General features: G+C 73.2%; 15 protein-coding genes and 1 tRNA gene. 3 read left to right on the top strand and 13 right to left on the bottom strand.

Annotated features, from left to right (window positions below):
- Positions 1-76: 76 nt before the first annotated feature.
- The 7 genes from ACLQ20_RS02405 to ACLQ20_RS02435 all read right to left on the bottom strand — a co-directional run bounded on the left by ACLQ20_RS02405 (position 77) and on the right by ACLQ20_RS02435 (position 6359).
- Positions 77-910 (bottom strand): inositol monophosphatase family protein, encoded by an 834-nt coding sequence (locus tag ACLQ20_RS02405; RefSeq protein WP_151453458.1) that lies wholly within the window; start codon positions 908-910, stop codon positions 77-79.
- 122 nt (positions 911-1032) lie between these two features.
- Positions 1033-1623 carry an aminoacyl-tRNA hydrolase gene (pth, locus tag ACLQ20_RS02410; RefSeq protein ID WP_151453459.1) on the bottom strand — a complete coding sequence of 197 codons (591 nt, stop codon included), beginning with the start codon at positions 1621-1623 and terminating at the stop codon, positions 1033-1035.
- Positions 1624-1728: 105 nt separating this feature from the next.
- Positions 1729-2409 (bottom strand): 50S ribosomal protein L25/general stress protein Ctc, encoded by a 681-nt coding sequence (locus ACLQ20_RS02415; protein WP_327030441.1) that lies wholly within the window; start codon positions 2407-2409, stop codon positions 1729-1731.
- Between the two features lie 433 nt (positions 2410-2842).
- Complete coding sequence (locus tag ACLQ20_RS02420) at positions 2843-3823, bottom strand: ribose-phosphate diphosphokinase (RefSeq protein ID WP_151453461.1); 981 nt, start codon at positions 3821-3823, stop codon at positions 2843-2845.
- 55 nt (positions 3824-3878) lie between these two features.
- Positions 3879-5414 carry a bifunctional UDP-N-acetylglucosamine diphosphorylase/glucosamine-1-phosphate N-acetyltransferase GlmU gene (glmU, locus tag ACLQ20_RS02425; RefSeq protein WP_370518918.1) on the bottom strand — a complete coding sequence of 512 codons (1536 nt, stop codon included), beginning with the start codon at positions 5412-5414 and terminating at the stop codon, positions 3879-3881.
- Positions 5415-5488: 74 nt separating this feature from the next.
- Positions 5489-5559 (bottom strand) — tRNA-Gln (locus ACLQ20_RS02430).
- A 44-nt stretch (positions 5560-5603) separates the two neighbouring features.
- The gene (locus ACLQ20_RS02435; RefSeq protein ID WP_225852029.1) at positions 5604-6359 is read right to left on the bottom strand and encodes a helix-turn-helix domain-containing protein; all 756 of its coding nucleotides are present in this window, start codon (positions 6357-6359) and stop codon (positions 5604-5606) included.
- A 135-nt stretch (positions 6360-6494) separates the two neighbouring features.
- On the opposite strand from ACLQ20_RS02435, the gene ACLQ20_RS02440 reads away from it, so the two are divergent.
- Positions 6495-7451, top strand: coding sequence for an acyl-CoA desaturase (locus ACLQ20_RS02440; protein ID WP_327030440.1), 957 nt, complete (start codon positions 6495-6497; stop codon positions 7449-7451).
- Positions 7452-7522: 71 nt separating this feature from the next.
- A complete protein-coding gene (locus ACLQ20_RS02445) occupies positions 7523-8212 on the top strand; it encodes a TetR/AcrR family transcriptional regulator (RefSeq protein ID WP_151453464.1) in 690 nt (229 codons plus the stop codon).
- 12 nt (positions 8213-8224) lie between these two features.
- Here ACLQ20_RS02445 and ACLQ20_RS02450 read toward each other — a convergent pair whose 3' ends face one another.
- The 6 genes from ACLQ20_RS02450 to ACLQ20_RS02475 form a co-directional block, all read right to left on the bottom strand.
- Positions 8225-8701, bottom strand: coding sequence for a DUF4383 domain-containing protein (locus tag ACLQ20_RS02450; RefSeq protein ID WP_151453465.1), 477 nt, complete (start codon positions 8699-8701; stop codon positions 8225-8227).
- A 267-nt stretch (positions 8702-8968) separates the two neighbouring features.
- Positions 8969-9424, bottom strand: a complete 456-nt coding sequence (locus ACLQ20_RS02455) for a DUF4383 domain-containing protein (RefSeq protein ID WP_425853989.1) — start codon at positions 9422-9424, stop codon at positions 8969-8971.
- A 115-nt stretch (positions 9425-9539) separates the two neighbouring features.
- On the bottom strand, positions 9540-11345 hold the full coding sequence (locus tag ACLQ20_RS02460; protein ID WP_151453467.1) for an ABC-F family ATP-binding cassette domain-containing protein: 1806 nt from the start codon (positions 11343-11345) through the stop codon (positions 9540-9542).
- Positions 11346-11516: 171 nt separating this feature from the next.
- Positions 11517-12473: a 4-(cytidine 5'-diphospho)-2-C-methyl-D-erythritol kinase gene (locus tag ACLQ20_RS02465; RefSeq protein WP_327030439.1), complete on the bottom strand. Its 957-nt coding sequence runs from the start codon at positions 12471-12473 to the stop codon at positions 11517-11519.
- 10 nt (positions 12474-12483) lie between these two features.
- The gene (gene rsmA / locus ACLQ20_RS02470) at positions 12484-13353 is read right to left on the bottom strand and encodes a 16S rRNA (adenine(1518)-N(6)/adenine(1519)-N(6))-dimethyltransferase RsmA (RefSeq protein WP_327030438.1); all 870 of its coding nucleotides are present in this window, start codon (positions 13351-13353) and stop codon (positions 12484-12486) included.
- Positions 13354-13408: 55 nt separating this feature from the next.
- Positions 13409-14335 carry a TatD family hydrolase gene (locus tag ACLQ20_RS02475; RefSeq protein ID WP_425853990.1) on the bottom strand — a complete coding sequence of 309 codons (927 nt, stop codon included), beginning with the start codon at positions 14333-14335 and terminating at the stop codon, positions 13409-13411.
- Positions 14336-14417: 82 nt separating this feature from the next.
- On the opposite strand from ACLQ20_RS02475, the gene ACLQ20_RS02480 reads away from it, so the two are divergent.
- Complete coding sequence (locus tag ACLQ20_RS02480) at positions 14418-15650, top strand: hypothetical protein (RefSeq protein ID WP_425853991.1); 1233 nt, start codon at positions 14418-14420, stop codon at positions 15648-15650.
- The last annotated feature ends 42 nt before the right edge of the window (positions 15651-15692 follow it).

Here is a 15692-nt window from a genome sequence, read left to right on the forward strand (position 1 = left end):
GGGCTCGCTTCGCTCGAATCCGCTCATCGATATTCCAGACCTTTCCGGTCGGGCATGCCAAGAAGTGCCGCTCAGGCTACCCGGAATGACGCTGCAACGCTGCAAGCAACCGACTAGCGAGATCCTCGCGGCAGACCAGCAGGTCCGGCAGGCGCGGATCCGCCTCGTTGTATCTCAGCGCAGAACCGTCGATCCGGGAAGCGTGCAGCCCGGTGGCCGTCGCCACAGCGACCGGCGCGGCCGAGTCCCACTCGTACTGGCCGCCCGCGTGGATGTAGGCGTCCACCTCACCGGTGACCACCGCGGCGATCTTCGCCCCGGCCGAGCCCATCGGCACCAGGTGCGCCCCGACGTCCTCCGCCAGGTCGGTCAGGAACACCGGTGGCCGGCTCCGGCTCGCCGCCAGGCGGATCGTCCGCCCGCCGGGCGCCGCGGCCGCCTCCGGGGTCAGCTGCGGGTACGCCGGCGGATAGTCGGTGCCCAGCACGCGTTGCTGCGCCGGCAGCCCGACCGCGCCCGCCACCAGTCCGTGCGGCGTCGGCGCGTCACGCGCCCAGAGCGCCACGTGCACCGCCCAGTCCGAACGGCCCTCCTCGGCGAACTCCCGGGTGCCGTCCAGCGGATCGATGATCCACACCCGGTCCGCCGCCAGCCGGGAGACCGCCTCGGCGTTCACCTCCGCCGCCCAGGCCAGCCGCGAACCCTCGTCCTCCTCGGAGAGGACCGCGTCACCCGGCCGCCACTTCGCCAGCTCTGTGCGGATCAGGTCGTGCGAGACCTTGTCGCCCGCCGACTTCAACGCCCCCGCGTCGGCGAAACCCATCTCGGACCGCAGGCCGAGCAGCGCCTGACCGGCCCGGGCCGCCAGCCACCGGGCGAAAGCGCCGTCGATCATCGGAGGACTGCCCATGACTCCTGCTCCCGTCGCCTCGCCGTGCTCCGCACCCGGCACGCCGCCGCCGACGAGCCGCCCCGACGGTCGCGTCGCGCCGAAAGGCGAAGACTACCGGCCCCCGGCGCCCGACCCGGCCCTCACACCCCGTGGTAGAGGTTCTGCGTCGGCTCCACGCCCCTGGTGATCACCGACTCCACCACATCCGCGGCCCGGTCCACCAGGAACTCCAGCTCCTTGCGCTCCGCCGCGCCGAAATCCGACAGTACGTAGTCCGCCGGGTCCTGCCGCCCCGGAGGCCGGCCGACGCCGAACCGCACCCGGACGTACTCCTTCGTGCCCAGCGACTTCGACATCGAGCGCAGGCCGTTGTGCCCGCCCTCGCCACCGCCGCACTTCACCCGCACCTGCCCGTACCCGATGTCCAACTCGTCGTGCACCGCGACCACCCGGCCCGGCGGCACCTTGTGGAACTGGGCCAGCCCGGTCACCGGCCCGCCGGAGAGGTTCATGTACGTCAGCGGCTTGACCAGCACCAGCTTCGGCCCGCCGAGCCCGAGCCGCCCCTCGGCGACCTCCGCCACCGCCCGCTTGTGCCGGCCGAACCTCGCGCCGAGCCGGCCCGCCAGCAGGTCGGCCACCATGAAGCCGACGTTGTGCCGGTTGCCGGCGTACTCCCGACCCGGGTTGCCCAGGCCGACCACCAGCCACGGCCCCGTCTCGTCCGTCACGCCCCGTCCCTCCCGCTGCTCGCCGTCACCCGACCGCCCGGACACCGATACGCCGACAGGCGCCCCCGACCGCGCGGGGACGCCTGTCGCAACGATGCGAACCGATCAGGCCTCGGTCTTCGCCTCGGCGGTCTCCTCGCCCTCCGCGGCCGGAGCCTCGGCGGTCTCCTCGCCGACGCCGGCCTCGGCCTCCTCGGCGGCCTCCTCGACCTCGGGGAGGGTGGCCTCGAGCTGCTCGGCGGTCGGCGCGGCGGTCACCGAAGCGACGGTCTGCTCCGAGTCGGCGGCCAGCTCGACGCCGGCCGGCAGCTCCACGTCGCCGGCGGTGACCTGGGTGCCGGCCTCCAGGCCCTCGATCGAGGCCTCCAGGTGGTCCGGCACCTTGGTGGCGTCGGCGGTGACCGACAGGGTGTCGTGGTCGTGCACGATCAGGGTGTCCCGCGCGGCCTCGCCGGTCAGCTGCACCGGGACCTCGACGGTGACCTTCTCGCCCCGGCGGACCAGCAGCAGGTCCACGTGCTCGAAGGTGTCCTTGATCGGGTCGCGCTGGATCGCCTTCGGCAGCGCCAGCACCTGGGTGCCGTCGCTGACCTCGATCGCGAAGAGCTGGTTGGCGCCGCCCTTGCGGATCGCGGCGGCGAACTCACGCGACGGCAGCGCGATGTGCTTGGGCTTCTCGCCGTGGCCGTACAGCACGGCGGGCACCTTGCCGGCCCGGCGGGTACGACGGGCACCACCCTTGCCGAACTCGGTGCGGGGCTCGGCGCTGATCTTTACCTCGGACACGGGAGAACTCCTGATGCTTTCGCTGCGGCGGCTTGTCGTCTGGCGGTGCTGGGGCGAGGGGCTCGCTGGGGCTCATGCGTCGAGAACGACTGCCCGGAGCACCGCGTCGATGACGGTGCCTCCGTGCGGCGCTTCTCAGCGGCCCGCCGGGCACCCTCGCCGTGGCAACCGCACCAGTCTACCCGAGGTGATTCCGCGCGTTCCGGCAGTCCCCTTATCACCGTTCCCGCAGGCCCGCAGGGCGATTTCGGCCTGCCCCTGCGGCACCCGCCGCCGGGAGCCGCGCGACGCCGCCGTAGGGCGACCGCCCGGCCGCCGGGCCGGCCCGCCGCCGACCGGCCTTTCCGCCCGTGACCGGTCGATGCAGCGTCGCCGCCACGGCGGTCGACGCCGGACCGGGGCGGCGGTACCCGCCCGGCCCGGCGTCAGACGGTCAGCTCAGGCCGCCGAAGAGGGTCGTCACGGAGCCGTCGTCGAAGACCTCGCGGATCGCCCGCGCCAGCAGCGGCGCGATCGACAGCACGGTGATCTTGTCGAGCTGCTTCTCAGGCGGCAGCGGCAGCGTGTTGGTGACCAGGACCTCGCTGATCGGGGCGTTCTTCAGCCGCTCGGTCGCCGGGTCGGAGAGCAGCGCGTGCGTCGAGGCCACGATCACGTCGGCCGCGCCGGACTCCCGGAGGATGTCCGCCGCCCCGCAGATCGTGCCGCCCGTGTCGATCATGTCGTCGACGATCAGGCAGACCCGGCCCTCGACCTCGCCGACCACCCGGTTCGCCACCACCTGGTTCGGCTTCAGCGGGTCCCGGGTCTTGTGGATGAACGCCAGCGGGCAGCCGCCCAGCCGGTCGGTCCACCGCTCGGCCACCCGCACCCGGCCCGAGTCCGGCGCGACCACCGTCATCGGGCGGCCGGCGTACTTGTGCTGGACGTACTCGGCGAGGATGTCCATCGCGAAGAGGTGGTCGACGGGGCCGTCGAAGAAGCCCTGGATCTGCGCGGTGTGCAGGTCGACGGTGAGGATCCGGTTCGCCCCGGCCGTCTTCAGCAGGTCCGCCACCAGCCGGGCCGAGATCGGCTCCCGGCCGCGGTGCTTCTTGTCCTGCCGGGCGTACGGGTAGAAGGGCAGCACCACGGTGATGCGCTTGGCCGAACCGCGCTTCAGCGCGTCGATCATGATGAGGGTCTCCATGACCCACGTGTTGACCCCGTGCGTGACGGACTGCACCACGAAGGCGTCCGAACCGCGTACCGAGTCCTTGAACCGTACGAAGATCTCGCCGTTGGCGAACTCGTACGCGTCGGCCGGCGTCGGCGCGACGCCGAGCACCTCACCGATCTCCTTGGCCAACTCCGGAAAGCCACGTCCGGAAAAAAGCATCAGGCTCTTGCGGTTTTCGGCGACGATGCTGCCCATGGGCCCGTCTGCTCCCGTTGGTCGGTGGTACCCGGCGGTGGTGGTGGGCCGGGGACTATTCGGTTGCAGTATCCCCCGCGCCCGGGGCCGACCTGACCGGCTCGGCATCCCCGTGGATTGCCTCACCTTCACTTGCCCCGGATCCCGGCGCCGACGCACCCTCATCCGCTGCCTGGGCCCGCGCGGCCGCCTCGGCGGAGACCGTGCCCGCCCGCTTGCGGGCCACCCAGCCGTCGATGTTGCGCTGCGGCGCCCGGGTCACCCCGAGCGCGCCCGCCGGCACGTCCTGCGCGATCGCGCTGCCCGCCGCCACGTACGCCCCCGCACCCACCTCGACGGGCGCGATGAGGCTGGTGTCGCAGCCGACGAACGCGCCCTCGCCGACCGTGGTGCGGTGCTTGTTCACCCCGTCGTAGTTCACGAAGATCGTCGCCGCGCCGATGTTGGCCTTCGCGCCGATCGTCGCGTCTCCCACGTACGACAGGTGCGGCACCTTCGCGCCCGCACCCACCTCCGAGTTCTTCACCTCGACGAACGTGCCGACCTTGGCCTTCTCGGCGAGCCGGGCGTCCGGCCGCAGGTACGCGTACGGCCCGACGCTGGCGCCCGCACCGACCTCCGCGCCCACCGCGTGGCTGCGCAGCACCGTGGCGCCCGGGCCGACGACGGTGTCGATCAGCGTCACGTCCGGCCCGACCACCGCGCCCGTGCCGACCACCGTGCCGCCGCGCAGCTGGGTGTTCTGGTCGACCACCGCGTCCCGGTCGAGAGCGACCGTCACGTCGATCCAGGTGGTGTCCGGGTCGAGCAGGCTGACCCCGGTACGCATCCACGCCTCGTTGACCCGGTCGCGCAGCAGCCGGCGCAGGGCGGCCAGCTCGACCCGGTCGTTGCAGCCCAGCGTCTCCACGTGGTCCGCCGCCACGTGCACCGCCACCGGCTCGCCGGCCGAGCCCAGCAGGGCGAAGACGTCGGTCAGGTACTCCTCGCCCTGGTCGTTGTCGGTCGACAGCTTGCCCAGCGCGTCGCGCAGCCGGGCGGCGTCGAACGCGTAGATGCCGGCGTTGATCTCCCGGATCGCCCGCTGCGCGGGGGTCGCGTCGCGCTCCTCGACGATCTGCTCCAGCCGCCCGTCGGTGTCGCGCACGATCCGGCCCAGGCCGGTCGGGTCGGGCACCTCGGCGGCGAGCACGGTCGCCGCAGCGCGTGCCTCCTCGTGCGCCGCCACCAGCGCGGCCACCGTCTCCGGGCGGAGCAGCGGCACGTCACCGTTGATCACGACCACGGTGCCGGTGGCGTCCGGCGCGGCGTCCAGCGCGATCCGGACGGCGTGCCCGGTGCCGAGCTGCTCGGCCTGGAGCACCGGGGTGGCCTCGGGGGCGATCTCCGCGAGGTGCGCGCGGACCTGGTCTGCGCCGTGCCCCACCACGACCACCGTGCGGTCCGCGGCCAGCGGAGCGGCGGCGGCGAGCACGTGGCCGACGAGAGTACGGCCGAGCAGCGGGTGCAGCACCTTGGGCAGCGCCGACTTCATCCGCTTGCCCTCACCGGCGGCGAGCACGACAACGGTGCGGAGGTGGGGCTGGGACACGACACGGGCTCCCGTCGGGACGGCGAACAGTCTCGCGGCCATGCTAACCAGACATCGTCCGCGACGAACGGAAGCTCCCGGGAGAGGACTCGAACCCCTACAATCAGGACCAAAACCTGACGTCCTGCCATTAGACGACCCGGGACGGTCTAAAACGGGCAAAGGAACAGCTTGCCAGCCCCCTACACCTTAGCGCCCCTCGCCCGTGACGCCATCGCCCATTCCCTTCATGATCCCCTCGACCTTCCAGTAGAGGCGGCTCGATCGCGGGACGTAAACCGTGAGGCAGCCCCGATAGTCCGCCCCGACGTTCTGCCGTTTCGTCGCCGGCCGGTGCCGCTTCAGTGACGAACGCTGAAACTCCGCCGCCGGCACCCCGACCAGACCGGCCCACCATCGCACCGCCTCCGCCTCGTCCGCGCTCTCGTGGATGCTGACCCGGAACCGAAGCGTGGTCCGGGCAACTCCGAGCGCCTCGACGAACCGGAGGAACAACAGCACCAGCGTCGGATCGCTGTTGATGAACTTGAGCCGACAGTCGTTCGGACGCCAGGGTTTCGCCTTGCCCCCCTCGCACCAGTAGATTGCCGCTCCCACCAGGACCAGCTCCCGATATCGCAGGCGCTTGACCCAGGCGGCGACCTTCGCGACCGTCTCCGCCCGTGCTGCGTCGCGGGCAGCACGATATTCACCCCACTGGGCGTCCGTCATCGCCTTCGAGTGCGCTCGTCGGCGCGCCCGAACCTCCTCGGAGTCGCGATCTATCGGCAGGTGCCGCACCCACTGATAGGCGGTGGAGCGGGCCACACCGACCCGTTTCGCGATCTCCGGGACGGTGCAGCCTCGGCGCCGCAGGCGAAGCGCCTCCTCATGCAGATGCGGGGTCGGTCCACGGTATTTCCGAACCGACGGCGGGTGTGGTTGATCAGGTATCGGATCGTTCATGAGCAGCACTTTAGAACAGACGTACGACAGGGTCAGATATTCATGCCTGACGCTGTCCCATGCGCCTCGCCAGCGCCTAAGTTACGGTGACGTAGGCGTAACTTCGTGATCACTCCGTCCCTCTGCGAGGTGCCCATGTCCGCTACGTCCCTCGACCCCGCCGCCGGACCGAAGCCCCTCACCCAGGGCACCCAGTCCCGAGGCATTCTCATCGCCCTATGGGCGTTCGTGGTGATCCCCTTCCTGGCCCTCGTCGCCGCCGTACCGGTCGCCTGGGGTGGCTGGCTGAGCTGGACCGACGTGGCCGTCGCCGGGTTCTGGTACGTGCTCTCCGGGCTGGGCATCACGGTCGGCTACCACCGGTACTTCACACACGGGTCGTTCAAGGCGAAGCGCTGGCTGCGGATCGCGCTGGCGGTGTCCGGCTCGCTGGCCGTGCAGGGCGAGATCATCCAGTGGGTGGCCGACCACAGGCGCCACCACGCCTTCTCCGACCTGGAGGGCGACCCGCACTCGCCGTGGCGGTTCGGGGAGAGCCTCCGCGGCCTGACGAAGGGCCTGTTCCACGCGCACGTCGGCTGGCTCTTCGGCCGGGAGCTGTCCAACCGGAAGCGGTTCGCCCCGGACCTGCTCGCCGACCGGGACATCACCAGGGTGGACCGGCTGTTCCCGCTGCTGGTGGTGGTCTCGGTGCTCGGTCCCGCGCTGATGGGCGGCCTGCTCACCTGGTCCTGGCGGGGAGCGCTGTCCGCGCTCTTCTGGGCCGGCCTGGTGCGCATCGCGCTCCTGCACCACGTGACCTGGTCCATCAACTCCGTCTGTCACGTCTACGGGGAGCGGCCGTTCGCGATGCGCCAGGGCGACCGCGCGTCGAACTTCTGGCCGCTGGCGATCGTGTCGTTCGGCGAGAGCTGGCACAACCTGCACCACGCCGACCCGACCAGCGCCCGGCACGGCGTACTGCGCGGCCAGGTGGACATCTCGGCCCGGGTGATCTGGCTGTTCGAGAGGGTCGGCGCGGCGTGGGACGTGCGCTGGCCGAAGCCCGAACGCATCGCGGCCAAGCTCGTCGCACCGGCCACCGGCCGGTAGAGCGGTCGATGGGCGCGGAGGTCGCCTGGCAGGATGGCCGGGTGACCGAGCGCCGGCGGAATGACGAGAACATGGCGGATGTCCCTGGCAACGACGGCACGACCGGCCGGCGGCGGGCGATTCCCGCCGCGGCCCCCAAACCCCCCTCACGCGTACGCATGTCGGCGGCCCAGCGCCGGGAGCAGCTGATCTCGACCGCCCGGCAGATCTTCGCCGAGCGCGGCTTCGACGCCACCTCCATCGAGGAGGTGGCGGCCCGCGCGAAGGTCTCCAAGCCGGTGGTCTACGAGCACTTCGGCGGCAAGGAGGGGCTCTACGCGGTGGTGGTGGACCGGGAGGTACGCGCCCTGCTGGACCGGATCACCACGGCCCTGACCGCCGGGCACCCCCGCGAGTTGCTGGAGCAGGCGGCGCTGGCCCTGTTGACGTACATCGAGGAGGAGACCAGCGGCTTCCGGGTGCTGGTGCGGGAGTCGCCGGTGCTGTCGGCGGCGGGCAACTTCAGCAGCGTCATGAACGACGTCGCGCACCAGGTGGAGCACATCCTGGGCGCCGAGTTCTCCAGCCGGGGCTACGACCCGAAGCTGGCCGAGCTCTACTCGCAGGCGCTGGTGGGGATGGTGGCGCTGACCGGCCGCTGGTGGCTGGAGGTGCGCAAGCCGCGCAAGGAGACGGTGGCGGCGCACCTGGTCAACCTGGCCTGGAGCGGGCTGTCGCACCTGGAGGCCAAGCCGGGCCTGATCACGGTGCGGGGTCGCTGACCCCGACGTCGGTCAGCGGCCGTGGGCCTCGGAGACCGGGTGGTGCCGCAGCCGCCGTTCCTCCTCGGCGTGCTCGTCGGTGCCGACCTTGTCGTACAGGCCGGTGCCGAGCAGGAGCAGGCCGAAGAGCATCGACACGATGACCGTGGACATCGAGAAGTTGAGGAAGTTGGCCTCGGTCTGGAGCACGGACATCATGAGGACGCTGGTGACCAGGAAGACGACCCCGGCGGTCAGGTTCATGTAGTGGCCGAGGTTGCCGCGCCGGGACGCGCCGACGATGAGCACGATCCCGAATGCGACGGAGGCCAGCGAGAAGGCCAGGTTGGTGCGGAGCCCGAGGGCCCAGTTGTCGCCCCGGTCGAAGAGCGGGTCGCCGGCCGTCAGGGCGACGCCCCAGACCCCGAAGACCAGGATGTAGAGCCCCACCAGGCCGGCGAGGACCCGGTAGACCGGCCGCGCCGGATGGTTCACGGGAAAGTGCGGCATGACCCCTCCACCAGTCAGGACATTCGCCCCGATTGTCCCAAAGGAGGAGGTCACCCGTCCGCCAAACCGCGCAAAGGATGGACGGCGTAGGAGACCAGGACGGGCGTGGCAACCGACGACAGGCGCAACCACGAAGATCCCACCCCACCGGGCAGCAACGGCCGGGGAGCGGGACCACGACAGGTTTTCGCCGGAGCCCGACCCGCGCAGGGATCAAGCCTGACCGCCCGGAGCGGGGTCGGGCTCCGGCGAAAACCCAACAACCACTCAGAGCACGAGCCGGGCCTTCTGCCAGGCCTCCTGCTCCTCGTCCGTGCCGACCTTGCCGTACATGCCGACCATCAGCAGGACCAGGCTGACCACCATCAGCGCGATGACGGTGAAGATGCTGAAGTTGAAGATGTTGGCCTCGGTCTGGATGAAGGCGAGACCGGCGAGGCTGATCACCATGATGGCGTACGCCAGCCACTGGTTGATCATGACGTCGATGTTGCGGCCGATCGCGGTGCCGGCCAGCACCGCGGCCCCCAGCAGGACGCTGAGCAGCGAGAAACCGAGGTTCGTGCCCTGACCGAGGACCTGGGTGTCATCCTGGGCGAGGGCCTCGTTGCCGGCGCTCGCGATGATGCCGAGCACGCCGAAGGCCACCAGGTACAGACCGGTCAGCCCGCCGATCGCCCGGTAGACCGGCCGCGCGGGGTGGTTGACGGGGGTGTGGGCCATGTCTGAGTCTCCAACGCCGTTCGGGTGAGGGGTCGCCGACGATTGTCCCGCACCCCGAGGTGTGACGCCGCACACGGGGGCCTCGGGTGTGCGGCGCCGCGACCAGGGGGGCGACTCAGGTCGCCGGGATCTCCTCGGCCAGGGCCAGCCAGGACTCCTCGGTCCGCTCCCGCTCGGCCCGCAGCTCCTTGAGCTGGGCGTCGAGCTCGGCGACCTTCGCGTAGTCGGTGGCGTGCGTGGCGAGCTGGTCGAGCAGCGTCGCCTCCTTCTGCTCCAGCTTGCCGACCTGCCGTTCCAGCCGGGCCAGTTCCTTGCGGGCCTGCCGCGCCTCGGCGGCGGACATGCCGGTCGCGGCGGGGGTGTCGGCGCCGCCCCCGGGGGCCGTCTCCGGCATCGCGGGGCCGGGCTGGCCGGCGGCCCGGGCGAGGTACTCGTCGACGCCCCCGGGCAGGTGCACCAGCCGCCCGTCGCCGAACATCCCGTACGCGACCTCGGTGACCCGCTCGATGAGGTACCGGTCGTGGCTGGCCACGATGACGGTGCCGGGCCAGGAGTCGAGCAGGTCCTCCAGCGCGGCGAGGGTGTCGGTGTCCAGGTCGTTGGTGGGCTCGTCGAACAGCAGCACGTTCGGCTCCCCCGCCAACAGGCGGAGCATCTGCAACCGGCGACGCTCGCCGCCGGAGAGGTCGCTGACGGGCGTCCAGAGCCGCCGGTCGTCGAAGCCGAAGACCTCGGCGAGTTGGGCGGCGGAGACCTCCCGGTCGCCGAGTTGCACCCGCCGGGCGACCTCCTCCACCGCTTCGAGCACCCGCAGGTGGCCGGGCAGTTCGGCCAGCTCCTGGGAGAGGAAGGCCGGCCGGACGGTCGAGCCGGTGGCGAAGCGCCCGCCGTCGGGGCGGGTGATGCCGGCCAGCATCCGCAGCAGGGTGGTCTTGCCGGCCCCGTTGCGGCCGAGGATGGCGATCCGGTCGCCGGGGCCGACCTGCCAGGTGGTGTCGCGCAGGATCTCCTTCGGGCCGGCGTGCAGGGTGACCTGCGCCAGGTCGTACACCTGCTTGCCGAGCCGGGCGGTGGCGAGCCGTTGCAGCGACATGGTGTCGCGCGCCGGCGGGACGTCGGCGATGAGGGCGTTGGCGGCGTCGATGCGGAACTGCGGCTTGGAGGTGCGGGCGGGCGGGCCGCGCCGCAGCCAGGCGATCTCCTTGCGGAGCAGGTTCTGCCGGCGGGCCTCGGTGGCCGCGGCGACCCGGTCCCGCTCGGCGCGGGCGAGGGTCCAGGCGGCGAAGCCGCCCTCGTACGCCCGGACGGTCTGGTCGGCGACCTCCCAGGTGGTGGTGCAGACAGCGTCGAGGAACCACCGGTCGTGGGTGACCACGACGAGCGCGCCCTTGCGGCCGACGAGGTACTTCGCCAGCCAGTCGACGCCGCCGACGTCGAGGTGGTTGGTGGGCTCGTCGAGGATGAGCAGGTCGGACTCGCGGACCAGCAGCGCGGCCAGCGCGACCCGCCGCCGCTCGCCGCCGGACATCGGGCCGACGGGCTGGTCGAGGCCGAGGTGGGGCATGCCGAGGCCGTCGAGGATGGCCCGCACGCCGGCGTCGCCGGCCCACTCGTGCTCGGCGCCCATGCTCTCGCCGAGCCAGGCGGTGCCGAGCACCACGTCCCGGACGGTGGCCTCGGGGGCGAGCTGGAGGCTCTGCGGCAGCCAGGCGACCCGCAGGTCGCGGCGGTGGGTGACCCGCCCGTCGTCCGGTTCCTCGATGCGGGTGAGCAGCCGCAGCAGGGTGGACTTGCCGGCGCCGTTGAGGCCGACCACGCCGATCCGGTCGGCGTCGTCCAGGCCGAGCGACACGTCGGTGAGCAGCGGCCCGGCGGCGCCGTAGCCCTTGGAAACCCGGTCCAGGTTGACGATGTTGGCCACGACCTCACCTCCCATGATCAAGGCGTCCCGGTGCCGGCCGGCACCTGGGACGCCTGAGTCTCCAGCGTACGCGGACCGCCCCGCCGCCCGCCGGGCGCGGGCTCCACCCGGCGCCCCCTGGAGAGGCGGTACCCGGGGGCCGGGAGCGCGGGATCGGGGCGGGTGGGCCGGTCAGGCGATGCGCGCGCCGGGCACCGGACCGTACGCGGTGCGCGCCTCGCGGCACACGTCGGCGGTGGCCAGCTCCGCGGCGATCCGCTCGGCGTCGGCGGCGTCCGCCGCGAGGAAGACGCAGGTCGGCCCCGAGCCGGAGACGATGCCGGCCAGCGCGCCGGCCGCCTCGCCGGCCTTCAGCGTCTCCGCCAGCGACGGGCGCATGGCCAGGGCGGCGTCCTGGAGGTCGTTGCCGAGGGCCGCGGCGAGCACCCGCGGGTCCCGCTGGCGCAACGCGGCGAAGAGCGCGTCAGTGCTGCCCAGCGGCTCACCGGCGGTGCCGGCCTCGCGCAGCCGGTCCAGTTCCCGGTAGGCGACCGGGGTGGAGAGGCCGCTGTCGGCCACGGCCACCACCCAGTGCCAGGTGGTGGGGCGGGCCAGCACGGGGCTGACCGACTCGCCCCGGCCGGTGCCGAGCGCGGTGCCGCCGTGAATCAGGAACGGCACGTCGGAGCCGAGGTCGGCGGCGATCCGGGCCAGCTCGTCGCGGGACAGCCCGGTCCCCCAGAGCGTGTCGCAGGCGACCAGCGCCGCGGCCGCGTCGGCGCTGCCTCCGGCCAGCCCACCGGCCAGCGGGATCTGCTTGCGCAGGTGCAGCCGGGCGTGCGGCGGCACCCCCGCGTAGCCGGCGAGGGCGCGGGCCGCCCGGATGGCCAGGTTGGTGTCGTCCAGGGCCAGCTCGCCGGCGCCCTCGCCCTCCATGGTGAGGGTGAGCGTGTCGCCCCGGCGGGCGGTCAGCTCGTCGTGGATGGAGATGGCGTGGTAGACGGTGTTCAGCTCGTGGTAGCCGTCGGGGCGCAGCGGTCCCACCCCGAGGTGCAGGTTGACCTTGGCGGGCACCCGGACCCGCACCGGTCCGCTGGCTCCGCGCCGCCGCTGCTCGTCCTCGTCGTCCGGTCCCCAGGCCTCGGTCACGGGCGTCAGCCTACTGCGCGGCGGGTGGGGCGGCCGGGGCCGACGCGGCGATGGCGGCGAACTGCTCGACGGTGAGCGACTCCCCGCGCGCGCCGGGGTCGACGCCGGCGGCGGTGAGCGCCTCGGCCGCCCGGTCCGCGCCGCCGGCCCAGCCGGCCAACGCGGCGCGCAGGGTCTTGCGGCGCTGCGCGAAGGCCGCGTCCACCACGGCGAAGACCCGTTTCCGGGGTACGTCGGCGCGGGGCGGCTCGCGGCGGGTGAAGGCGACCAGCCCGGAGTCGACGTTCGGCACCGGCCAGAAGACGTTCGGCGGGACCTTCCCGGCGGCGCGGGACGAGGCGTACCAGGCGAGCTTGACCGACGGCACGCCGTACACCTTGGAGCCGGGGCCGGCGACGAGCCGGTCGGCGACCTCCTTCTGCACCATCACCAGCCCGTGCCGCAGGCTGGGCAGCTCGGCGAGCAGGTGCAGCACCACCGGCACGGCCACGTTGTAGGGCAGGTTCGCCACCAGCGCGGTGGGCGCGGGTTCGGCCAACTCGGTGGCGCGGACCCGCAGCGCGTCGGCGTGGTGCACGGTGAGCCGCGCGGCGTCGGGCCCGGCGTGCCGGGCGGCGGTGTCGGGCAGCGCGCCGGCCAGCGTCGCGTCGAGTTCCACGGCGTGCACGTGCGCGGCGGCCGGGAGCAGGGCGAGGGTGAGGGAGCCGAGGCCGGGACCGACCTCCAGCGCCACGTCGTCCGGGGCCAGCCCGGCGGCAGTGACGATGCGCCGGACGGTGTTCGGGTCGTGCACGAAGTTCTGGCCGAGCCTCTTGGTGGGGGTGACGCCCAGCCGGGCGGCCAGTTCCCGGATCTCCGCCGGGCCGAGGAGACCGGTCACGCCCCGTAGCCTATGCGGGCGGCGTGGGGGGCGCGCGGGCCAGGGGCCCTCCTGCTCACCACGGGCCGAAGACGCGGTCGCCGGTGGCGGAGACGGCGGCGCAGAGGTCGTCCAGGTCCGTGCCCGTCGTCTCGGCCAGCGACCGTACGGTCAGCGGGATCAGGTACGAGGCGTTCGGCCGGCCCCGGTGCGGCATCGGGGTCAGGTAGGGCGCGTCGGTCTCCACCAGGATCTGCTCGACCGGGGTCAGCGCGGCGGCCTCCCGCAGCGCGGCGGCGCTGCCGAAGGTGACCGTGCCGGCGAAGCTGAGCAGGTAGCCCCGGCGAACGCACTCGCGGGCGAAGTCGGCGTCGCCGGAGAAGCAGTGCAGCACCACGGTGTCCGGCGCGCCCTCGTCGTCGAGGATCCGCAGCACGTCGGCGTGCGCGTCCCGGTCGTGCACGACCAGGGCCTTGCCGTACCGCTTGGCGATGGCGATGTGCGCCCGGAAGCTCTCCTCCTGGACGGCGCGTCCCTCCTCGCCGGTGCGGAAGAAGTCCATCCCCGTCTCGCCGATCCCCCGTACCCGGTCCAGGGCGGCGAGCGCCTCGATCTCGCGCAGCGCCTCGTCCAGGTCGGGCAGGCGGGGGGCCTCGTTCGGGTGCAGCGCCACGGTGGCCAGCACGGCCGGGTGGCTGTCGGCGACGTCGGCCCCCCAGCGGGAGGAGGCGACGTCCACCCCGACCTGCACCAGCCGGTCGACGCCCACCGAGGCGGCGACGGCCACGGCCACGGCGACCGGGTCCTCGACGGGCACGACGCCCGGGTCCCCGTCCGCCTGCGGCTGCGGGGGCACGCCGGCCTCGCTGACGGTGATGTCGAGGTGGGTGTGGCTGTCCAGCACGGGGCGGGGCAGCGGCTCGGGCACGGGCGGGAACTCCCCGGCCCGGCGGGCGGCGCGCTGCTTGCGGGTTTCGGTGGGCTCGCTCATCGCGGCCAGCATCACACACCGCCGGTGGCCCGTGTCGTGGGGACGCCACCGCCTGTTCACCGGGACGGCACATCCCGCGCCTAGCGTCGTCGGCGTGACCATCACCCCTCAGGCCAGCGGAAACGGCCCGCGTGTGACGTACGGGGGCGTGGTGTACCCGGCGGAGGAGATCGCCCGGGGCGCGGCGTACGAGCTGTTCAGTGCCGAGGAGGCGCCCGGCTTCGAGTGGGCGCCCCGGTCCGGCGCCGCGCTGCCGTGGCGCAGGTTCGTGCACGCCACCGAGGTCACCGTCTTGCCTCCCGTGGCCGACCCGGGCGACGAGGCGGAGTCCCCGCTGCTGGTGCCGCTGCACCGGGAGCGGGGCTGGGCGTACGTGCAGCAGCTCAGCCAGCAGCCCGCGGCGGCCGGGGATCCGACGCTGGCGGCGGTGCGCGCCTCCGCGGTAATCCGGCGGGGCACCCGGATGGTGAAGGTGCTCTCCGCGCGGCAGCTCGCCGGTTACGTGCGCGGGTGGCTGCCGCACGGTTTCTGCTACCGGGAGCACGACGTGGCGCACCTGCGTACGCCGTCGGCGACGGCCGTGCTGCGCACCGACGGCGCGGCCGGTACCGACGGCGCGGACGTGACGTACGCGCTGCGCTGGCGGGCGGCCGACCCGGCCGACTACGACGTGCCGGTCGGCGGGGCGCACCGGGGGCTGACCGCGCTCGCGCCCCGGGACCGGCTGGGCGGGGCGGTGCTCGGCACCGGCTTCGTGCCCAGCAGCGCCCAGCTCGTCCCGGAGTTCGTCACCCGGGACTTCGCGGACCTGCCGATGCCGGCGAACGCCACCCTGCTCGCCTATCCGGCCGACGGCGTGGAGGTGGTGCTCTACAGTTACCAGGCCGAGCAGCGCGGCTGGCTGCGGATGGCCGGCCCGCAGTGGCGGCACCTGCTGGCGGCGGTGCCGGGGCTCTCCCCCGACCAGGAGTACGTGCCGACCGGCGAGACGCCCCGCTCCACCCGGCTGGTCGGCGACTACGCCGGCGGCGAGTACGAGGCGGTGGCCGACCAGCCGGGCGGGTTCCGGGTGCTGGCGATGACCCGGGCCGCCCGGTACCCGGTGGAGTCGGCGGCCCGCCGGCTGCGGCTGGCCGACTGGCGGGGCGTGCCCTGCCTGGTGTTGCGGGAGGAGTCCGGGTGGCTGCGCCTGCGCCTGCGTCGGCCCGGCCCGGACGCGGTGGCGGAGACCGGGGCGCAGTGCCAGGAGCGGGGCGTCTACGAGACGTGGGCGCCCGCCTCCGAGGTCACCGACGACCAGGTGGTGGACCTGCCGTACGCGCTGTGAGCGGGGCTGGGCGCCGGTCCCGGGCGGCATAACCTCGGGTGG

The organism is Micromonospora sp. DT46 (genome assembly GCF_049841735.1).
In the GTDB taxonomy this organism is placed as follows: domain Bacteria; phylum Actinomycetota; class Actinomycetes; order Mycobacteriales; family Micromonosporaceae; genus Micromonospora; species Micromonospora reichwaldensis.